Source organism: Pseudomonas sp. B22129 (assembly GCF_044218875.1).
GTDB lineage: Bacteria > Pseudomonadota > Gammaproteobacteria > Pseudomonadales > Pseudomonadaceae > Aquipseudomonas.
The window spans coordinates 3,118,470-3,137,627 of sequence record NZ_CP162592.1; the positions used below are offsets into that span (position 1 = coordinate 3,118,470).

The following is a 19,158-nucleotide window of genomic DNA, read 5'->3' on the forward strand; positions in this document are numbered from 1 at the left end:
CAAATCACGCGCAAACAAAAAAGGCGCCCCGCTAGTTACCTAGCGAGGACGCCTTTGTCCTGGTCCCGTTCTCTCGGGAAGCTCGGCCCTTCGACGTTGAAGGGGCGGCTATATGTCTGTTGTTGGGTTGAGTAATGCAGTGGTTGTGCCAAGTCCGATGAAGCCCGGTTTTATTGGCCCTTTGCCCGGCGTTCAGTGGCTTTTCGCGCTTTAGTGGTGCAACAGCCAGTACAGCAGCACCAGATTGAACAATAACGACGCCATCGCCAGGGTTTGCCAGACCTTCAGCGGCTCGCGCTCCAGCAAAGGCCTTGGCCGAACGCTGAGTTCGCGGCGATCGGCCTGCTCCAGCACGAGCAACCATTCTTCGGCGGTTTCATAACGCTGCGCCGGTTGGGCGGCCACGGCCCGGTCCAGGCTGAGAGGCAACCAGTCCGGCAAATCGGGACGGTAGCGGCTGGCGCTGACAGCCTGAGTGAAACGTGGCCGTTGAAATGCTTCGATTTCACCGTAGGGATAGTGCCCGGTCAGCAAGTAATACAAGGTCACGCCGACGCTGTATAAATCCTGTTGCGGTGTAGGCCGATCACCACCGAATGCCTCGGGCGCGATAAAGCTCGGGGTGCCGGGCAGCAAATGGGCGCGGTCTTCAGAGAGCCCCGGGCAGTAGGCCAGGCCGAAGTCCAGCACCCGCAGTTCGCCATCGTCGCCCAACAGCAGGTTCTGCGGCTTGATATCGCGGTGCAGGATCTGCCGGCGATGCAGCATGCCCACCGCCCGCAGCAAGCGCTCGGCGATGGACTGCCATTGCGCAAGCGGTAACGGGCCTTGTTGCTTGAACAGCTGCGCAAGGGTTTGCCCGGAATATTCACGCATCACGTAGTACAAATGCTGGCGCCCGCTGGCGGCATGCACTTCAGGAAATGCACGCCCGGCAACACGTCGCAAAAACCACTCCTCCGACAGCAACGCCTGGCCGGCGTCGCTGTCATCGTCGCGATTGAGGGGCAAGGTTTTCAGCAGCCAGGGTTGCTGCTGGGTATCACGGACCCGGTACAGCAAAGACTGTCGGCTCTGCGCCAGCACGCTTTCAACGTGCCAGCCTTCAAAGCGTTGACCGGGTTTGAGCAACGGTGGCAATGGCCATTGCTGCAACTGCACCAATGCATCGCCGAGGGTCGCCGCGCCGAGTTCATCGACGCGTACCAGCAGGGCGCTGGCATTGTCCAGGCTACCGGCCAGGTGTGCAGCATTGACCAGTGTGTTGACCGCCACCTCAAGGTCGGCTTGCTCGCGCAGGATCGCGCAAATGCTGTGATCGCCGAGGGTGGCCCACACACCGTCACTGAGCAGCAGGAAGCATTCGCCCTCGCGCAGTTCGCCATCCATGAAATCCAGCACCAGGTGTTGATCCAGGCCGAGGGCGCGCTTGAGCACATGTTGCATGCCCGGTTGTTCCCACACATGGTCCTCGCTGATGCGCTGCAATTCGTCGTCGAGCCAGCGATACACCCGGCAATCACCAACGTGGGCCAAGGTGAAACGCTGGCCGCGAAACACCAGGGCGCTGAGGGTGGTCAGCAGGGGTTGGCCACCCCCGTTGGCTTGCAACCAGCGATTTTGCGCGAGCAACAAACGTTCGAGCGCCTGGGCCACGCCCCAGGTTTGCGGCGTAGCGTAGTAGTCCAGGGCCAGCGCCTGCAGGGTCGAGCGTGCGGCCAGGCCGCCGTCGGCGCACTGGCTGACGCCGTCGGCCAGTGCGCAGAGGTAGCCTTTGCTCGCGGCCAGTTCCGCCACGGGCGTGACCACCCGCAGCGCGTCCTGGTTTTCTGCCCGCGGCCCAATGGCGCTGGCCTGGGCGATGCTCAGTTGCAGGCTCATCAGACGCGTGCGGCGGTCACGGCGGCCGAACCCCAGGTGGTTCTCCAGCGACGTTTGACGCCATGCAGGCCAAACCAGGCCAGCACGCCGAGGCTGGCAAACAACCACAGGGCCAGTTGATAGCTGCCGGTGCTCTGTTTGATCGCGCCCATGCCCGCCGCCAGGGCAAAGCCACCGATGCCGCCGGCCATGCCGATCAGCCCGGTCATCACGCCTATTTCAAGGCGAAAGCGTTGGGGCACCAGTTGAAACACTGCGCCGTTTCCTGCCCCGAGGCCGAGCATGGTGCAAACGAAAAGCGCCAGTGCCGCGTAGGAACTCGGCAGATTAAAGCCCACCGCCGCGATGCAGATCGCCGCCACGCTGTACATGCCGAGCAGGGTGCGAATGCCGCCGAAACGGTCGGCCAGGGCGCCGCCCAAGGGGCGCATCAGGCTGCCGCCGAACACGCAGGCGGCGGTGTAGTAGCCGGCGGTGACCGGGCTCAAGCCGTACTGGTCGTTGAAATAACCGGGCAGGGCGCTGGCCAGGCCAATGAAACCACCGAAGGTCACGCTGTAGAAGAACATGAACCACCAGCTGTCGCGGTCGCCCAAGGCTTTAAAGTAGTCAGCCATGGACTTGGCTTTCGGGCGCTGCGGCGCATTGCGCGCCAGCCAGGCGAAGACGATCAGGGTGATCACCAGCGGAATCAGCGCAAAGCCGAACACGTTGCTCCAGCCAAACGCGGCGGCGAGCACCGGTGCCAGCAAGGCAGCAAACACGGTGCCTGAGTTGCCGGCGCCGGCGATACCCATGGCCTTGCCTTGATGTTCAGCCGGGTACCACTGGGAGGCCAAGGGCAGGGCGACGGCAAAGGACGCGCCGGCCATACCCAGGAACACGCCCAGCAACAACGCCTGCTCATAACTGTGAATACCGAGCTTCCAGGCGCCAAACAGCGCCGCGATCACAATCACCTGGCCGATCAGCCCGGCGGTCTTGGGCGACAGCTTGTCGGCCAGCATGCCCATCAAAAAGCGCAGCACCGCGCCTGCCAATATCGGCGTCGCCACTACCAGGCCACGCTGTTGGGTGGTCAGGTGCAGGTCGGCGGCAATCTGCACCGCCAGAGGGCCGAGCAGGTACCAGACCATGAAGCTCAGGTCGAAATACAGGAACGCGGCAAACAGGGTCGGGGTGTGCCCGGATTTCCAGAAGCTTGATTTCATCACGCACCTCAACGGTTGGGGTCTTTTAAGAAGGCCGAGTGATGGGGTCGCCGGCTAAAGGCCGCCCCACCGGCCCCACGCTCTGGGGCCAAAACGAAAAAACGCCGCCACCGGGTTCGCGAGGGCAAACCGGATGTGCGACGTCTTTGTCGTGGAGGGGCAACCGCCGTTGGCTACCTGTGATGAATGCTTAGCAAGAGCTGAGCCAGATCAGCCGAGCAGCTCGCTCATGGCGATAATCTGCTCCGCCACCTGGATCAGTTTCTGCTGGCGGCTCATGGCCTGGCGGCGCATCAGTGTGTAGGCCTCTTCTTCATTGCAGCTCTTCATTTTCATCAGCATGCCCTTGGCCAGTTCGATGCGCTTACGCTCGGCGAGCTGCTGGTCGCGGGCCTGGAGCTGGGCACGCAGGGCCTGGTCACTCTCGAAGCGCGCCATGGCCACGTCGAGGATCGGCTGCAAGCGCTGGGCCTGGATGCCTTCGACAATATAGGCGCTGACCCCGGACTTGATCGCCTGGCGCATCACGTTCGGGTCGTGCTCGTCGGTAAACATCACGATCGGCCGTGGCTGGTCGCGGCTGACCAGTACCACTTGCTCCATGACGTCGCGGCCGGGTGACTCGGTATCGATCAGAATCACGTCCGGGCGCACCGTTTCGACGCGTGCAGGCAGGTCGATGGTCAGGCCGGACTCATCGATCACCTCGAACCCGGCCTCGGTCAGCGCGGCCTTGAGGCGCCCGACCTTGCGCGGGGTGTCGTCTATCAACAGGATTCGCAACATATCCGTTCTCCTGTCAGCGCAAGGCTTGGCGGCCGGCGTGGTCAGCCATGGCATGCAAGCGAAAGCTGCGGGCGTAGGTGGCAGGGTCAGTACCGTCCCAGATCTTGCCGTCGATCAACTGGCTGCTGCGCAGGTCTTGGCTGTTCGCCGGCACGCCGATGGCAGCGGCGGCCTGGCGATACAGGGCCAGTTGTTGTACCTGACGGGAGACGCCGAGGTAGTCCGGGTCTTCGCGCAGCAGGCCCCAGCGTCGAAATTGGGTCATGAACCACATCCCGTCGGACAGGTAGGGCAGGTTTACCTCGCCATCGCCGAAAAAGCGCAGCGCGTGGGGGTCTTGCCAGGTGTTGCCCAAGCCGTCGTCGTAAGCGCCCAACAAGCGGGGTTCGATGCAGTCCAGCGGCGCGTCGAGGTAGTCACGGGCGCTGAGCAGTTGTGCCGTGGAGCGGCGGTTTTCCTGGCTTTCTTCGATAAAGCGGCTTGCTTCAAGAATCGCCATGACCAGTATGCGGGCGGTATTGGGATACTGATCAACGAAGGCCTGGGTGCAGCCGAGGACCTTTTCCGGGTGGTCCGGCCAGATCGCCTGGGTGGTCGCCAGGGTAAAGCCCTGGTTCTGCTTTACGGCGCTGGCGCACCAGGGTTCGCCCACACAAAAACCGTCGATACGCCCGGCTTGCAGGTGCGCGACCATCTGCGGCGGTGGCACCACCACACTGTCCACATCCTGCAACGGGTGGATGCCTTGGCTCGCCAGCCAGTAATACAGCCACATGGCATGGGTGCCTGTGGGAAATGTCTGGGCGAAGGTCAGTTTTGTGCGGCTTTGGTGCACGTGACGGTCCAGCGCCTCAGGAGTGATCACGCCTTGCTGCTGCAGGCCGTGGGACAGGTTGATGCTCTGGCCGTTCTGGTTCAGGCCCATCAGCACGGCCATGTCGGTAGGCGCGACGCCACCGATGCCCAGGTGCACGGCGTAGATCAGCCCGTACAGGCTGTGGGCAGCGTCCAGTTCGCCACTCACCAGCTTGTCACGCAAGTTGGCCCAGGATGATTGACGCTTGAGGTTCAGTGTCAGCCCGTAGGGTTGGGCAAAGCCCTGGGTCGCGGCGACGACCAGTGAGGCGCAATCGGTCAGGGCCATGAAGCCAAGGTTCAGGCTGCTCTTTTCCGGGGCATCACTGCCATTTACCCAGGCCAGCGAAGTGTTCACCGGGCTGTTGCCGACCGAATCGTTCATCAACACCTACCTTTTCTCTCAAAAAAAAGCGTCGTTCTCTGAGATGGCAGTACAAGCCATTGTGGGTAACGACGCCTTTGCCCGTAAGCCCGCTCCGACGTTGGCGCGCGCTTTGATGCAGTGTCTGTAGCAAGGCACATGCCACGGGCAGTAAGGCGTAGTTTGCCGTCAGCTTTCCATCAAGATTGAAAGCCGACGGCCTCTCAGTATGGCCGCCTCTTTACGCCAGACTGCCAGGAACCCCACGGTGTCTATCGATTCTCCGGCAATGTTGAGCGGCCACTGGTTGTGCCGGTGGCTGCTGTGCCTTGCGTTAGTGTCCGTCAATGTTCACGCCCAGGCAGAGAGCTACCAGGCCCGGGATGAAAGCCTGCACACCTTTTTTACTGTGTTGTCGGTGCCCCTGGGGCTTCCCGTCGTCGTCAGCCGCGATGTGGCGCGCAAACGCATTTCCGGTGCCTTCGATTTGGGCGCGGCGCAGCGAACGCTGGAAGTGGTCGCCGAGCAGCAAGGCCTGATCTGGTATAGCGACGGGCAGGCGTTTTACGTGTATGACGCGGGTGAGGCGAAAAGCTCGGCAGTGGCGTTGCGGCATATCTCGGCTGACAGGTTGCGCACCTTCATGCGCCGTTCCGGGCTGGATGAATCGCGCTATCCCCTCAGGGAAAGCGGCGCACAGACGTTCTATGTGACCGGCCCGCCCAATTATGTGGATCAGGTGCTGCACCTGGCCCAGTTGATGGACAGGCAACGTACCGAGGTGCGCGTGGGCGCCCAGACCTTTGGCGTGGTGCAGGTATTCAATACCCACGTTACCGACCGTCAGTACGTCATGGGCCATGAAAAGATCACGGTCCCGGGCATGGCCTCAACGATCGAAACCCTGCTGGCCATCGAGCAGAAGGCGAATGCGAAGCCGCCCCGAAGCGTGTTGGCCGACAAGAGCCTGGTGGTGATCGCATACCCCGACTCCAATAGCCTGCTGGTCAAAGGTAAGCCTGCCCAGGTCAAGGCGCTGGAGGAACTGGTGGCGGAGCTCGACAAACCCAAGCGGGCGATTGAGGTGTCGCTATGGCGGGTGGACGTGGACCGTGACGAGCTGCAGAAAATGGACGTGGCCTGGGCCCCGGCAGGTAACACCACGGCGGCGCCGACCCATGTAGTGGAACCCCTGGAAGATAACCGTTTGATGGCGCAGCTCATTGCACTGGAGCGGCGCCGCAAAGCCCGCGTTGTCGCGTTTCCGGTGGTCCTCACCCAGGAAAACGTGCCGGCGGTTTTCCAGGACAGCCATACCTTCTACCTGCCCAGGCCCGCAGGTGATAGCACTGAGTTGCAGCCCGTGTTGTATGGCACGCAAGCCAGTGTGCTGCCGCGCTTTGCGCAAGCCAACGAGATTGAAATGCAGCTGACCCTTGAGGATGAGCGGCAGATGGGGGGTAAACCCAAGCCTGATTCAGCGGCGGCGGTGGGGCGTGTGGGGGTCAGCACGGTCGTGCGTGTGCCCCAGGGCCGACGCCTTTGGCTGGGTGGTTTCCGGCGTGAGGACGAAGGGGGTGTGCGCAATCGACGTGCCGAGGTGCGACTGTTTGTGATCCAGGCCCGGGCGGTTGGGAACGAGCCCAGGCTGCTGGCCGGCGCGATCGGGCCTCCGGCGCTGACACAAAGTCAATATGAGCGGGTGCAGCGCGCGTTTGTGCGGGAAAACCATGAAAGCCCGGCAATGGAATGACGTTGCGGTTGGCGATGGTGAAAAGTCCTACGTGGCGCCTGCCAAAAGCCTCGATTACATAGGCTTTTTCCTAAGGTTGTGCGGGGCTCAGGTTTTTATAGTCGCGGCATTGGCGTATCGGCCGTTTCGGGAAGTAAGGAATTCAATGTCAGTAGTCGAATGCAGAGGTGTGTATGACCCTCGACAGTGATGGGCTGACAGCCTCACGGTTTTTTGCCGGGTGGACCTTGCATGGCGATGGCCGGTTGACCGGCGAAGGCGTGGATATTCAATTGCCGCCCAAGGAATGGCATGTGTTGTACCTGCTGCTGGCTTCCGCGGGGGCGCTGATGACCAAGGACCATCTGCTGGAGATGGCTTGGCCTCACGGGGATGTTGCGGAGGAGTCGCTCACGCGCTGCATCTATGCGTTGCGTAAACACCTGAAGGCCGACAAGGGGTTCATTAAAACGATCTACGGCAGGGGCTACCGCTTTACCTGTGCGGTGAGCGTTGAAGAGCAAGCCTCCCGCCAGATTGGGCAGGGCAGGGCGCAACGCATCTGTTTGGCGTGTGGCCAGGTGACGCATGATTAGGCGCCTGGTCAACAGTGTGTTGTTGAGTGGCTGGTTGGGCGCCCAGCAAGCCTGGGCCGGTTGCTGGGATGACGTGGCCCGCCGTTACGACATCGAGCCTGAGTTGTTGCAGGCCATTGCTGCGGTCGAGTCGGGCTACCGTGAGGGGGCGCTGAATACGGCCAACAGCGATGGCTCGCGGGATATTGGCTTGATGCAGATCAACAGCATGCACCTGCCGCGCCTGGCCAAGCAGGGGATCACTGAGCAGCGGTTGTTGAGTGAGCCCTGTTTATCGGTCGAAGTGGGCGCCTCGATCCTGGCCGAGTTCATTCAACGGTTCGGCTACAACTGGACAGCCGTGGGTTCCTACAACGCGGGTGCAGCGCCTGAGCGTGCGGCATTGCGCCTGCGTTATGCAGAAAAGATCTGGGCCCGTTATGAGGCGCTGGTTGCGCAACGCCGCTGATGATTGGATGGCGCCTCGCACCCGGGCCGTCACCCCGGCTATAATCGGCGCCACCTATCGTCGCCATCCGAGTCTAGCCCGCCCATGTATACCCTGGCCCGCCAGCTGTTGTTCAAACTCTCCCCGGAAACGTCCCACGATCTGTCCCTGGACCTGATCGGCGCCGGTGGCCGCCTGGGGCTCAATGGCCTGGTATGCAAGGCCCCGGCGAAAATGCCGGTGTCAGTGATGGGGCTCGATTTCCCCAACCCGGTCGGTCTGGCGGCTGGCCTGGACAAGAATGGCGCGGCCATCGATGGCTTTGCGCAGTTGGGGTTTGGTTTTGTCGAAATCGGCACCGTGACGCCACGCCCGCAGCCGGGCAACCCCAAGCCGCGCATCTTCCGCCTGCCGGAAGCCGAGGCGATCATCAACCGCATGGGCTTTAACAACCTGGGCGTTGATCACCTGCTGTCGCGGGTTCAGGCGGCCAAGTACAAGGGCATCCTGGGTATCAATATCGGCAAGAACTTCGACACGCCGGTGGAGCGCGCGGTAGATGACTACCTGATCTGCCTGGACAAGGTCTACGCCCATGCCAGCTATGTGACGGTTAACGTCAGTTCACCCAATACCCCGGGCCTGCGCAGCCTGCAATTTGGCGACTCCCTCAAGCAACTGCTCGAAGCCTTGCGCCAGCGCCAGGAAGACCTGGCTGTGCGCCATGGCAAGCGCGTGCCGTTGGCCATCAAGATTGCCCCGGACATGAGCGACGATGAAACCGTACTGGTCGCCCAGGCGTTAGTGGATTCGGGCATGGACGCGGTCATCGCCACCAACACCACCCTGAGCCGTGTCGGCGTTGAAGGGTTGGCCCATGGTGACGAGGCCGGCGGGTTGTCGGGCGCGCCGGTGCGTGATCAGAGCACCCATATCGTCAAGGTGCTGGCCGCCGAGCTGGCGGGGCGCTTGCCGATCATCGCGGTGGGCGGTATCACCGAAGGCAAGCACGCGGCCGAGAAGATAGCCGCCGGCGCCAGCTTGGTGCAGTTGTACTCGGGCTTTATCTACAAAGGCCCGGCGCTGATTCGCGAAGCGGTGGATGCAATCGCTGCACTGCGCTGAGCCTTCTGATGTGGGAGGGTTTGTGTGGGAGCGGGCTTTCAGTTGAAAACTGTTTTATTGACCTACCGCTTTCGCGAGCAAGCCCGCTCCCACACTTAGTCCGAGTGCATCTGGTAATTTTTAGCAGCCATTAAAAAGGGCTCCCTAAAGGAGCCCCTGGGCCGAAGCCCGCCGCCCGGATGGGGCGCGCGTGGTTAAGGTGTTGCAGATTCGTGCTAATGTCGGAGTTAAGTGCCCTTGATTAGCCGACGGCGTGAAGTTCGTTGAGTCTGTGGATGCCCGCAGTGCCAGTCATACCGTCCCAGTTGTCGCCGCGTCCTTCTCGCCAGCCGTTGATCCAGGCTTGGCGTACCGACGGTAGAGTAAATGGGCAAAGCTCACGGGATTTGCCATGAACGCCATATTGATATCCGCGTAAAAATGCTCTTTCCAACGGATCACGCTTAAGTCTTCTCATAGGGTGTTTCCCTCACTTGTTGACTGTCTAGATATCCTTCGACCCCGGGGGGAGGTCGGGCAGAGTTTTTCTGCCGTTGGTGGGCTCGCTGCCGGCGTGGCGAGCCTATGTGTCGACGTCGTTACGGCGTCAACCTGTGTTGAGTTCTAACCAATAGGTCACATGGATTCAATGATCGTTTTGTCATAAGCACGTAACGATAATGATGCTATAGCCATAAGCTGGGATGGCTTTTCGCCCCATTTAAAAGGCAAACCCAGCTATGATGTGCCCTGCAAAGAGGATGGGTTTAATCCTTTAGTGAGAATGCCCGCCCGTTGCAGTCGGTTATTATTCGACGAAGGGTCGGAATATTTCTTTTTGTTGCTACAAATTTTTATCTGCTTCGACAATAAAGGGCCAAATGCCCTGAAGCCGAGGTGGAACGGCACATTCGTGCCACGCGAGCACTCTTCAAGAAAAGTGCTTGATAAAAACCCGAGCCGGCGATGCGTCGCCCGTTCATTTATTGCTGAAAAGCCTGGAATGCCCCATGTCGGACCGTTTTGAACTCTTCCTCACCTGCCCCAAGGGCCTCGAAGGCCTGCTGATCGAGGAAGCCGTCGGGCTTGGCCTTGAGGAAGCCCGCGAGCACACCTCGGCCGTGCGCGGCATGGCCGACATGGAAACCGCTTACCGCCTGTGCCTCTGGTCGCGCCTGGCCAACCGCGTGTTGCTGGTCCTCAAGCGCTTCCCGATGAAGGACGCCGAAGACCTCTACCACGGCGTTCTGGATATCGAATGGGCCGACCACATGGTGCCCGACGGCACGTTGGCCGTGGAGTTCAGTGGCCACGGTTCGGGCATCGATAACACCCACTTCGGTGCGCTGAAGGTCAAGGATGCGATCGTCGACAAGCTGCGTACGCCGACCGGCGAACGCCCGTCCATCGACAAGATCAACCCGGACCTGCGTATCCACCTGCGTCTGGACCGTGGCGAAGCCATTCTTTCCCTCGACCTGTCCGGCCACAGCCTGCACCAGCGCGGCTACCGCTTGCAGCAGGGCGCCGCGCCGTTGAAGGAAAACCTTGCGGCAGCCATTTTGATCCGTGCCGGCTGGCCGCGCATTGCTGCCGAAGGCGGCGCGCTGAGCGACCCGATGTGCGGCGTGGGCACTTTCCTGGTCGAAGGCGCGATGATCGCCGCCGACATGGCGCCCAACCTGAATCGTGAACTGTGGGGTTTCACCACCTGGCTCGGCCACGTCCCGGCGCTGTGGAAGAAACTGCACGCCGAGGCCGCTGAACGTGCCGCCATCGGCATGAACAAGCCGCCGCTGTGGATCCGTGGCTACGAAGCCGATCCACGCCTGATCCAGCCCGCGCGCAACAACATTGAACGCGCCGGCCTGAGCCACTGGATCAAGGTGTACCAGGGTGAAGTCGGCACCTTCGAGCCGCGCCCGGACCAGAACCAGAAAGGCCTGGTCATCTGCAACCCGCCGTACGGCGAGCGTTTGGGTGACGAAGCCAGCTTGCTATACCTCTACCAGAACCTCGGCGAGCGTCTGCGTCAGGCGTGTATGGGGTGGGAAGCCGCGGTGTTCACCGGCGCGCCAGACCTGGGCAAGCGCATGGGCATCCGCAGCCATAAACAGTATTCGTTCTGGAACGGCGCGTTGCCGTGCAAATTGCTGCTGATCAAGGTCAACCCGGACCAGTTCGTCACGGGCGAACGTCGCACCCCGGAACAACGTCAGGCCGAGCGTGAGCAAGCCGCTTACGACCAAGCCCCGGCCGAGCCGCAAGAGCGCCAGTACAACAAGAACGGTAACCCGATCAAACCGGCACCGGCACCTGTGGTTGAGCAGGCGCGCCTGAGCGAGGGCGGGCAGATGTTTGCCAACCGTCTGCAGAAAAACCTGAAACTGCTGGGCAAGTGGGCCAAGCGTGAAGGCGTGGATTGCTACCGTGTGTACGACGCCGACATGCCGGAATACTCCATGGCCATCGACCTGTACCACGACTGGGTCCATGTGCAGGAATACGCCGCGCCAAAATCCATCGACCCGGAAAAAGCCTCCGCGCGCATGTTCGATGCCCTGGCCGCTATTCCTCAGGCCCTGAACATCGACAAGAGCCGCGTGGTGGTCAAGCGCCGCGAGCGTCAGAGCGGCACCAAGCAGTACGAGCGCCAGAGCGCCCAGGGCAAGTTCACCGAAGTCAGCGAGGGCGGCGTGAAGTTGCTGGTCAACCTCACCGACTACCTGGACACCGGCCTGTTCCTTGACCACCGCCCAATGCGCCTGCGTATCCAGAAAGAGGCCGCCGGCAAGCGCTTCCTCAACCTGTATTGCTACACCGCCACGGCGAGCGTGCACGCGGCCAAAGGCGGCGCGCGCAGCACCACCAGTGTCGACCTGTCCAAGACCTACCTGGACTGGGCGCGTCGCAACTTCTCCCTCAACGGTTTCTCCGACAAGAACCGTCTGGAGCAAGGTGATGTGATGGCATGGCTGGAAGCCAGCCGCGATGAGTTCGACCTGATCTTCATCGACCCACCGACCTTCTCCAACTCCAAGCGCATGGAAGGCATTTTCGACGTGCAGCGCGACCACGTGCAGTTGCTCGACCTGGCCATGGCGCGCCTGGCGCCGGGCGGCGTGCTGTACTTCTCGAACAACTTCCGCAAGTTCGCGCTGGAGGACAACCTCAGCGAACGCTATGCGGTCGAGGAGATCAGCGACAAAACCATCGACCCGGATTTCGCCCGTAACGCGAAGATTCACCGGGCGTGGAAAATCACCGCGCGCTGATCGCTGCACCAAGTTGGCACAAAAAAGCCGCAAGCCTTGATTATTCGAGGCTTGCGGCTTTTTTGCGCTGGTCAAACACAATGCCTGTGGCTATAACTGAAAGCCTAGCCAAAGTGACACCCCCGCACGCTGGCGTTGTGAGTGTTGCCTATGCCGTTACAAGCCGTCCGCCCGAAAATCCTTGGCTTTATCAGTGAGCAGGCGTCGGCTTGGCTGGTGGCACTGGTGGTGTTATTGGCAGGTGGCGCGCTGACGGTGATCGTCGCGTGGGCGGCGGCTGACCTCTATCAACAACAGGTGCGCCAGCGTTTCCAGTTGCTGGTCAACGAGCGTTACACCCGCTTGCAGGAGCGTTTCGAGGACCAGGAACAACGCTTGGGCAGCCTGCGCAGGTTCTTCGTCAATTCCAGTGATGTCTCCCGTGCCGAGTTCGACGGTTTCGCCCAGCCTTTACTGTTGCGCGCCCGTGCCTATGCGTGGGCACCGCGAATTTTTCGGGACCAGCGCAGCCAGTTTGAGCAGGAAATTTCGCGCCAACGCGGCGTTCCCTTCGCCATCCGCGAGCTGAGTTCGTCGGGTGAGCTGGCGCCTGCTTCCGAGCGCGATGAATATGTGCCGGTGCTGTATAGCCAGACCCAAAGCCTGCTGGGGTCACCGTTGGGTTTTGACCTGCTGGCTCAACCGTTGCGGCGCTCGGCGCTTGAACGGGCGCAAAAAACCGGCAAGCCTGCGGTGTCCCAACCGATGCAATTGGTGGGGGTGGAACCGGCCTATGCCGCCGGCGTGCTGTTGGTGTCTCCCGTCAGCAAACCCTCTGAGGTCGAGCCCTACGGGTTTGTGATGGCGGTGATCAGCATGCGCCAGTTGGTAGCCGACGGCTTGCCCAAACCCAATCGCGACAACCTGGTGATGCAGATCGTCGACACCTCCGACACCCAACAACGTGTGCTGTACGCGTCCAGCAATGCCGTCGGCAACAGTGACCTCACGGCGGCGCGCCGTCTCACCCTTGGCGATCACGTGTACGCACTGACCTTGCGCACCAGCCAGGTGTTCGACCAGGCCAATCACTCGTCGATGAACACCATACTGACTATGGGCGGGCTCCTCAGCCTGTTGCTCAGCGTGTTGCTGTACGTGTTGGTCAGCCAGCGCCAGCGCGCACTGAAACTGGTGGAGCAACGCACTGTGCAATTGCGCCTGCGCGAGCAGGAACTGCGTGGGGCGCACGGGCAATTGCGCAGCGTGCTGAATGCCGCCACGCAAGTCGCGATCATTGCCACTGACTTGCGTGGTGTGATCAACACCTTCAACGCCGGCGCCGAGCAGATGCTGGGCTTCAAGCCAGAGCAAGTGTTGGGGCGCATGACCCTCGAAAGCCTGCACCTGGCCGTCGAACTTGAAGCGCGCGCCGCCAGTTTGAGTGTGGCCTTGGGCAAGCGCATTCCGCCAAGCCAGGCCATGTTGGTGGAGAGCCCGGATCACTTGCACGAAGCTCGCGAGTGGACGCTATTGCGCCAGGACAACAGCCCGTTGACCGTGAATATGCTCGGTACTGTGCTGCTGGATGATCATGGCCTGTGGATCGGCCACCTCGCGATTTACCTGGACGTCACGGAGCAGAAGCGCGCCTATGAAGCGCTGGCCGTGCGGGACCGCCTGCTGAAAAAACTCAGCTCCCATGTGCCCGGCGGGATTTTCCAGTTCACCCTGGAGCCGCGAGACAACTGGCGTTTCATCTATGCCAGCGATGGCATTCGCGATATCTACGAAATCGAACCCGCTGTGTTGCAGCAAGATGCGAACAAGGTCTTCGAACGTATTCACCCACAGGACGCCGAGCGGGTGCGGGCGTCAATTCGTTTGTCGGCGCTGCAGTTGAGCCATTGGCGCGAAGAGTACCGCGTGTTGTTGCCGCAACGGGGCCTGCGCTGGATTCGCGGTGAGGCAACGCCTGAAGAGCTGGCGGGCGGCGGTACGCTGTGGCACGGCTACGTGTCGGATATTTCCGATCTCAAGCGGGTTGAGGAAGAACTGCGCGCGCTGTCGATCACCGACGCACTGACCGGCATCCATAACCGCCGCTATTTCCAGGACCGGCTCAAGGCCGAGATGCTGCGGCTCAATCGCACTTCGGGGGCGCTGTCGTTGATCATGCTCGACATTGATCATTTCAAGCGGATCAATGACGTGCACGGGCACGGTGTGGGCGACGCAGTGTTGCAGGAGGTATGCAAACGCATCGGCCAGCGTTTGCGTCGCACCGACGTGTTTTGTCGTCTGGGCGGTGAGGAATTCGTGGTGCTGTGCCCCAACACGGATGCCGACCAGGCTTACAGCGTGGCCATGGAGTTGTGGCAGTCGTTGCGCAGCGCGCCGATGGAGGGAGTGGGTGTGGTGACCGCCAGTTTCGGTGTGGCCAGCTGGCGGCTTGATGAGGGCACTGACGGGCTGTTGCTGCGCGCGGATTCGGCGGTGTATGTGGCCAAGCAGGCGGGCAGGGACAGGGTAGAGGCGGAGCGGTTGCGCGCCTGATGGCCGATGCAAAACTAAAATGTGGGAGCGGGCTTGCTCGCGAATGCGGTAGGTCAGTCAATACATCTGGTGACTGACGGTCCGCATTCGCGAGCAAGCCCGCTCCCACAGGGGTATTGCAGTGTCTTTAAAGTACTGGTGCCGCCGCCGTCAGCTTCGGTTGGCGATACAGGTCCAGCAGCACCTGATCCAGCACCGACGATGCGCCCCACGGTTTCGAATCGTTGAGGATCGCTACCACCACCCAAGTATTGCCGTTGTTGTCGCGGCTGAACCCGGAAATGGCCCGCACAGTGTTCAGGGTTCCGGTTTTTACGTGGGCTTCACCACGCATGGCCGTGGTTTTCAAGCGTTTGCGCATGGTGCCGTCGGTACCGGCAATCGGCAGCGAGCTGATGTATTCGGCGGCGTAGGGGCTTTTCCAGGCGGCTTGCAGCATGGCCGCCATCTCACGGGCGCTGACCCGTTCGGCGCGGGACAGGCCGGAGCCGTTTTCCATCACAAGGTGCGGTGCGGTGATGCCTTTCTTCGCCAGCCACTGGCGCACCACACGCTGCGCGGCCTTGGCATCGTCGCCGTCGGCGTCGTTGCGGAACTGCGCGCCCAAACTCAGAAACAGTTGCTGGGCCATGGTGTTGTTACTGAATTTGTTGATGTCGCGGATGATTTCCGCCAGGTCCGGCGAAAACGCACGGGCCAATACCTTCGCGTCCTTCGGTACCGGCGCCTGAATATCGCGGCCCTGAATGGTACCGCCCAGTTCCTGCCAGATCGCGCGCACGGCGCCGGCGGTGTAGGTGGCGTGGTCCAGCAGCGACAGGTAAGTCTGCGAACTGCAGCCATCGGCCAATTGGCCGCTGACGGTCACGGTCACACTGCCATCGGCGGCGGTGACAGGGCTGTAGCGCACGTCGCCGGTGCATTGCTTGGCGTTGGAGACTTTCACCTGGTTGTCGATGCGAATGCTCGCAATCGGCGGTTCCACCGACACGATGACCCGGCCCGAATCATTGCGGGTCACGAAGCGCAAAGCCTTGAGGTTGACCAGCAAGGCGTCCGGCTTGACCAGGAACGGCTTGTTCTCGTCATTGCCGTCGTCATTGAATTCGGGCAACTGCGGCTGGTTGAAGAAGCTGCGGTCGAGCACCAGGTCGCCGGTGACTTGCTGCACGCCGTTGGCGCGTAGGTCACGCATCAGCAGCCAGAGTTTTTCCATGTTCAGCTTGGGGTCGCCGCCGCCCTTGAGGTAGAGGTTGCCGTGTAGCACGCCACCACTGAGGGTGCCGTCGGTGTAGAACTCGGTTTTCCACTGGTGGTTGGGGCCGAGCATTTCCAGGGCAGCGTAAGTGGTGACCAGTTTCATGGTGGAGGCCGGGTTTACCGAAACGTCGGCGTTGAACACGGTTGGCGTGCCGGGGCCGGTGAGAGGAAGCATCACCAGAGACAGCGAGGTATTGGGAATCTTGGCTTTCTGAAGCGCCTGCTGAACATTCGGCGGCAGGGTGTTATTGATCGGGGCGGCGGTGACGGAAAAGGCCAGTGGCAACAAAACGCTGGCAAGCAGAAATGGACGCAAAGATTTGATCATAAGGAATAAAACCCTACTGCTGAGAAGGGTGAAAAAGGCGAGGGGTGTGTAAGAAAATCCCTCATTAGTCATGAAAGTGTCGGCATTATGCCCCAAGGTGGATCCACTTGTAGCTGAACGATAGCTGGTATTAAGCGTTTTTTTTGCCGGCATTGCGCCGCCTGTCCCAGAGAGTCGGGCAATCGCCGCCTTAAACTGCTAAAGTGCCGCCCGTTATTACTTAAGAGGATTGTTCCAATGGCGACTAACCGTTCCCAGCGTCTGCGCAAAAAACTGTGCGTTGATGAATTTCAAGAGCTGGGTTTCGAACTGAACCTGGACTTCAAAGAAGACCTGAGTGAAGAAGCTACCGACGCTTTCCTCGAAGCATTCATCAAAGAAGCCATGGAAGCCAACGGTCTGGGCTATGTCGGCGGCGATGACTTCGGTCTGGTTTGCCTGCAGAAGCGTGGTTCGGTCAACGAAGAACAGCGCGCTGCTGTTGAAAGCTGGCTCAAAGGCCGCAGCGAGCTGAAAAGCGCTGAAGTCAGCCCGCTGCTGGACGTGTGGTATCCGGAAAAGCCGATCAACGCGGCTAAGTGATACTCAAAAAAACGGCGACCCAAGGGTCGCCGTTTTTTTATGCCTTGCGCCAATTCAGTATCAGCAGCGTCAACACCCCCGCCACAATCCCCCAGAACGCCGACCCGATGGAAAACAGCGTCAAGCCAGACGCGGTGACCATAAAGGTGATCAGCGCCGCTTCCCGTTCCTTCGGCTCATTCATGGCGATGCTCAGGCCATTGATGATCGAGCCAAACAACGCCAACGCTGCAATCGACAGCACCAGCTCCTTGGGCAGGGCTGCGAACAAGGCTGCCAGAGTGGCGCCGAATACCCCGGCAATCCCGTAGAACACCCCGCACCACACCGCTGCGGTATAGCGCTTGTTACGGTCTTCATGGGCATGCGGCCCGGTGCAGATGGCCGCGCTGATCGCCGCCAGGTTGATGCCGTGGGAGCCGAACGGCGCCAGCACCAGCGAGGCCAGGCCGGTCGCAGTAATCAAAGGCGAGGCGGGCACGTTGTAACCGTCAGCACGCAACACGGCGACACCGGGCATGTTCTGCGAGGTCATCGCCACCACAAACAGCGGAATGCCGATGCTGATGGTTGCCGCCAGCGAGAAATGCGGGGTGGTCCACACCGGTGTCGCCACTTCCAGGTGAAAGCCGCTGAAATCCAGCAACCCCATCAGCCCGGACAGCACTGTGCCGATGATCAGCGCAGCTAAAACCGCATAGCGTGGCGACAAGCGCTTGATGATCAGGTAGGTGAAAAACATCCCCAACACCAGGCCGGTACGGTGTTGCGCGGCGACGAAAATCTCGCTGCCGATCTTGAACAGAATCCCTGCCAGCAGCGCGGCGGCGAGTGACGCCGGGATGCGTTTGACCAGTTTTTCAAAGCTGCCGGTCAGCCCGCACAGAGTCACCAGTACCGCGCAGGTGATGTAGGCGCCAATGGCTTCGCCGTAATTCACGCCGCCCAGGCTGGTGATCAGCAGCGCCGCGCCGGGCGTGGACCAGGCAATGGTGATGGGCGTGCGGTAGCGCAGGGACAAGCCAATGCTGCACACCGCCATGCCGATGGAGATTGCCCAGATCCACGAAGAAATCTGCGCCGTGGTCAAACCGGCCGCCTGGCCGGCCTGGAACATCAGCACCAGGGAGCTGGTGTAGCCGGTCATCATGGCGATGAAGCCGGCAACCACGGCCGACGCAGACGTATCGGCCAGCGGGCGCAAAGGCGCTTGGGTGGCATCGTTCATGCAAAGGTGTTCCTTTTTACCTGAGGAGTTGCGGGATCAAGCCTAAACTTAAACGTAACGACCCATTGCAATACAGCCGGGGCTGCAAATAGCCGTACAGTGTGTTGGCGCATTCGGTTGTGTACAATGTGCCCTGTTTTTAGGTGATACTTGCCAGCAACCTGTTGTTGCAGTATTACCGTTAATTCGCCGCCGTTCTCCAAACCCGAGTGCCCATGAACGAACAGTTGCAACCTCTCAAGAAACAACCGCGAGCCGGCAAGGCCGGACGCAGCGGAACCCAGGACGATATCGTCTACGCGCATATCTTCGAGGCGATCCTCGAACAACGCCTGGCACCCGGCACCAAATTGAGTGAAGAGGCACTGGGCGAAATCTTCGGCGTGAGCCGCACCATCATTCGTCGCGCGCTGTCGCGCCTGGCCCATGAAGGCGTGGTGTTGCTGCGGCCCAACCGCGGCGCGGTGGTGGCAAGCCCGAGCGTGGAAGAAGCGCGCCAGGTGTTCCTGGCCCGTCGCTTGGTTGAGCGGGCGATTACGGAGTTGGCGGTGCAACACGCCACGGCCGAGCAGTTGGCCGAGTTGCGCCAGATGGTCAACGATGAGCGTGACAGCTTTTCACGGGGTGACCGCGGCGCCGGCATCCGCCTTTCCGGTGAATTCCACCTGAAACTGGCCGAAGCGGCGAAGAACGCGCCGTTGATCAGCTTCCAGCGCAGCCTGGTGTCTCAGACTTCATTGATCATCGCTCAGTACGAAAGCGGCAACCGCTCGCACTGTTCCTACGATGAACACACCCAGTTGATCGACGCGATCGAAGCGCGCGATGCGGCGCTGGCGGTGAACTTGATGATGCATCACATGGATCACATCGACAGCAAGCTCAACCTTGATGAAGAGAGCGCGTCGGATGATTTGCATGCGGTGTTTTCGCATTTGTTGCAGACCAAGAAGCCGGGGCGTTCTTCGATCAAACTCTGACCCCAATAAAAAAT

General features: G+C 61.0%; 15 protein-coding genes. 8 read left to right on the forward strand and 7 right to left on the reverse strand.

The genetic code is table 11. The features are described 5' to 3' along the window. Nucleotides 1–210: 210 nt before the first annotated feature. The 4 genes from AB4P94_RS14370 to AB4P94_RS14385 all read right to left on the reverse strand — a co-directional run bounded on the left by AB4P94_RS14370 (nt 211) and on the right by AB4P94_RS14385 (nt 5,118). Nucleotides 211–1,881 (reverse strand): protein kinase, encoded by a 1,671-nt coding sequence (locus tag AB4P94_RS14370; RefSeq protein ID WP_395611072.1) that lies wholly within the window; start codon nt 1,879–1,881, stop codon nt 211–213. Beyond that, nucleotides 1,881–3,092 (reverse strand): nitrate/nitrite transporter, encoded by a 1,212-nt coding sequence (locus AB4P94_RS14375; protein WP_395611073.1) that lies wholly within the window; start codon nt 3,090–3,092, stop codon nt 1,881–1,883. Before AB4P94_RS14375 ends, AB4P94_RS14370 begins: the two co-directional genes overlap by 1 nt. A gap of 210 nt (nt 3,093–3,302) precedes the next feature. Then, the gene (locus AB4P94_RS14380) at nt 3,303–3,878 is read right to left on the reverse strand and encodes an ANTAR domain-containing response regulator (protein ID WP_395611074.1); all 576 of its coding nucleotides are present in this window, start codon (nt 3,876–3,878) and stop codon (nt 3,303–3,305) included. Nucleotides 3,879–3,891: 13 nt separating this feature from the next. Further along, nucleotides 3,892–5,118 (reverse strand): CmpA/NrtA family ABC transporter substrate-binding protein, encoded by a 1,227-nt coding sequence (locus tag AB4P94_RS14385; RefSeq protein WP_395611075.1) that lies wholly within the window; start codon nt 5,116–5,118, stop codon nt 3,892–3,894. A 247-nt stretch (nt 5,119–5,365) separates the two neighbouring features. On the opposite strand from AB4P94_RS14385, the gene sctC reads away from it, so the two are divergent. The 4 genes from sctC to AB4P94_RS14405 all read left to right on the forward strand — a co-directional run bounded on the left by sctC (nt 5,366) and on the right by AB4P94_RS14405 (nt 8,977). After that, on the forward strand, nt 5,366–6,850 hold the full coding sequence (gene sctC / locus AB4P94_RS14390) for a type III secretion system outer membrane ring subunit SctC (RefSeq protein ID WP_395611076.1): 1,485 nt from the start codon (nt 5,366–5,368) through the stop codon (nt 6,848–6,850). 173 nt (nt 6,851–7,023) lie between these two features. Continuing rightward, nucleotides 7,024–7,425: a transcriptional regulator gene (locus AB4P94_RS14395; protein ID WP_395611077.1), complete on the forward strand. Its 402-nt coding sequence runs from the start codon at nt 7,024–7,026 to the stop codon at nt 7,423–7,425. Then, complete coding sequence (locus tag AB4P94_RS14400; protein ID WP_395611078.1) at nt 7,418–7,873, forward strand: transglycosylase SLT domain-containing protein; 456 nt, start codon at nt 7,418–7,420, stop codon at nt 7,871–7,873. Before AB4P94_RS14395 ends, AB4P94_RS14400 begins: the two co-directional genes overlap by 8 nt. Nucleotides 7,874–7,957: 84 nt before the next feature. Further along, nucleotides 7,958–8,977 carry a quinone-dependent dihydroorotate dehydrogenase gene (locus tag AB4P94_RS14405; RefSeq protein ID WP_395611079.1) on the forward strand — a complete coding sequence of 340 codons (1,020 nt, stop codon included), beginning with the start codon at nt 7,958–7,960 and terminating at the stop codon, nt 8,975–8,977. 241 nt (nt 8,978–9,218) lie between these two features. Here the strand turns inward: AB4P94_RS14405 and rmf are convergent, their stop codons facing one another. Continuing rightward, complete coding sequence (gene rmf / locus AB4P94_RS14410; RefSeq protein ID WP_002553055.1) at nt 9,219–9,434, reverse strand: ribosome modulation factor; 216 nt, start codon at nt 9,432–9,434, stop codon at nt 9,219–9,221. Between the two features lie 532 nt (nt 9,435–9,966). Between rmf and rlmKL the strand changes: the two genes are divergently transcribed. Both rlmKL and AB4P94_RS14420 read left to right on the forward strand, forming a co-directional pair. Then, nucleotides 9,967–12,231, forward strand: a complete 2,265-nt coding sequence (gene rlmKL / locus AB4P94_RS14415; RefSeq protein WP_395611080.1) for a bifunctional 23S rRNA (guanine(2069)-N(7))-methyltransferase RlmK/23S rRNA (guanine(2445)-N(2))-methyltransferase RlmL — start codon at nt 9,967–9,969, stop codon at nt 12,229–12,231. A 150-nt stretch (nt 12,232–12,381) separates the two neighbouring features. Next, complete coding sequence (locus AB4P94_RS14420) at nt 12,382–14,766, forward strand: diguanylate cyclase (RefSeq protein WP_395611081.1); 2,385 nt, start codon at nt 12,382–12,384, stop codon at nt 14,764–14,766. A 127-nt stretch (nt 14,767–14,893) separates the two neighbouring features. Here the strand turns inward: AB4P94_RS14420 and dacB are convergent, their stop codons facing one another. After that, on the reverse strand, nt 14,894–16,354 hold the full coding sequence (gene dacB, locus AB4P94_RS14425) for a D-alanyl-D-alanine carboxypeptidase/D-alanyl-D-alanine-endopeptidase (RefSeq protein ID WP_395611082.1): 1,461 nt from the start codon (nt 16,352–16,354) through the stop codon (nt 14,894–14,896). Between the two features lie 237 nt (nt 16,355–16,591). Between dacB and AB4P94_RS14430 the strand changes: the two genes are divergently transcribed. Beyond that, nucleotides 16,592–16,936, forward strand: a complete 345-nt coding sequence (locus tag AB4P94_RS14430; protein WP_017134776.1) for a YggL family protein — start codon at nt 16,592–16,594, stop codon at nt 16,934–16,936. Nucleotides 16,937–16,973: 37 nt separating this feature from the next. Here the strand turns inward: AB4P94_RS14430 and AB4P94_RS14435 are convergent, their stop codons facing one another. Then, nucleotides 16,974–18,164: a benzoate/H(+) symporter BenE family transporter gene (locus tag AB4P94_RS14435; protein WP_395611083.1), complete on the reverse strand. Its 1,191-nt coding sequence runs from the start codon at nt 18,162–18,164 to the stop codon at nt 16,974–16,976. Between the two features lie 215 nt (nt 18,165–18,379). Between AB4P94_RS14435 and AB4P94_RS14440 the strand changes: the two genes are divergently transcribed. Next, complete coding sequence (locus AB4P94_RS14440) at nt 18,380–19,144, forward strand: GntR family transcriptional regulator (protein ID WP_015885332.1); 765 nt, start codon at nt 18,380–18,382, stop codon at nt 19,142–19,144. Nucleotides 19,145–19,158 lie beyond the last annotated feature (14 nt).

Bases quoted from the DNA above. Each gene is read 5' to 3' on its own strand.
- AB4P94_RS14370 (WP_395611072.1), bottom strand. From the start codon at position 1,881: ATGAGCCTGCAACTGAGCATCGCCCAGGCCAGCGCCATTGGGCCGCGG.
- AB4P94_RS14375 (WP_395611073.1), bottom strand. From the start codon at position 3,092: ATGAAATCAAGCTTCTGGAAATCCGGGCACACCCCGACCCTGTTTGCC.
- AB4P94_RS14380 (WP_395611074.1), bottom strand. From the start codon at position 3,878: ATGTTGCGAATCCTGTTGATAGACGACACCCCGCGCAAGGTCGGGCGC.
- AB4P94_RS14385 (WP_395611075.1), bottom strand. From the start codon at position 5,118: ATGAACGATTCGGTCGGCAACAGCCCGGTGAACACTTCGCTGGCCTGG.
- AB4P94_RS14395 (WP_395611077.1), top strand. From the start codon at position 7,024: ATGACCCTCGACAGTGATGGGCTGACAGCCTCACGGTTTTTTGCCGGG.
- AB4P94_RS14400 (WP_395611078.1), top strand. From the start codon at position 7,418: ATGATTAGGCGCCTGGTCAACAGTGTGTTGTTGAGTGGCTGGTTGGGC.
- AB4P94_RS14405 (WP_395611079.1), top strand. From the start codon at position 7,958: ATGTATACCCTGGCCCGCCAGCTGTTGTTCAAACTCTCCCCGGAAACG.
- rmf (WP_002553055.1), bottom strand. From the start codon at position 9,434: ATGAGAAGACTTAAGCGTGATCCGTTGGAAAGAGCATTTTTACGCGGA.
- rlmKL (WP_395611080.1), top strand. From the start codon at position 9,967: ATGTCGGACCGTTTTGAACTCTTCCTCACCTGCCCCAAGGGCCTCGAA.
- AB4P94_RS14420 (WP_395611081.1), top strand. From the start codon at position 12,382: ATGCCGTTACAAGCCGTCCGCCCGAAAATCCTTGGCTTTATCAGTGAG.
- dacB (WP_395611082.1), bottom strand. From the start codon at position 16,354: ATGATCAAATCTTTGCGTCCATTTCTGCTTGCCAGCGTTTTGTTGCCA.
- AB4P94_RS14430 (WP_017134776.1), top strand. From the start codon at position 16,592: ATGGCGACTAACCGTTCCCAGCGTCTGCGCAAAAAACTGTGCGTTGAT.
- AB4P94_RS14435 (WP_395611083.1), bottom strand. From the start codon at position 18,164: ATGAACGATGCCACCCAAGCGCCTTTGCGCCCGCTGGCCGATACGTCT.
- AB4P94_RS14440 (WP_015885332.1), top strand. From the start codon at position 18,380: ATGAACGAACAGTTGCAACCTCTCAAGAAACAACCGCGAGCCGGCAAG.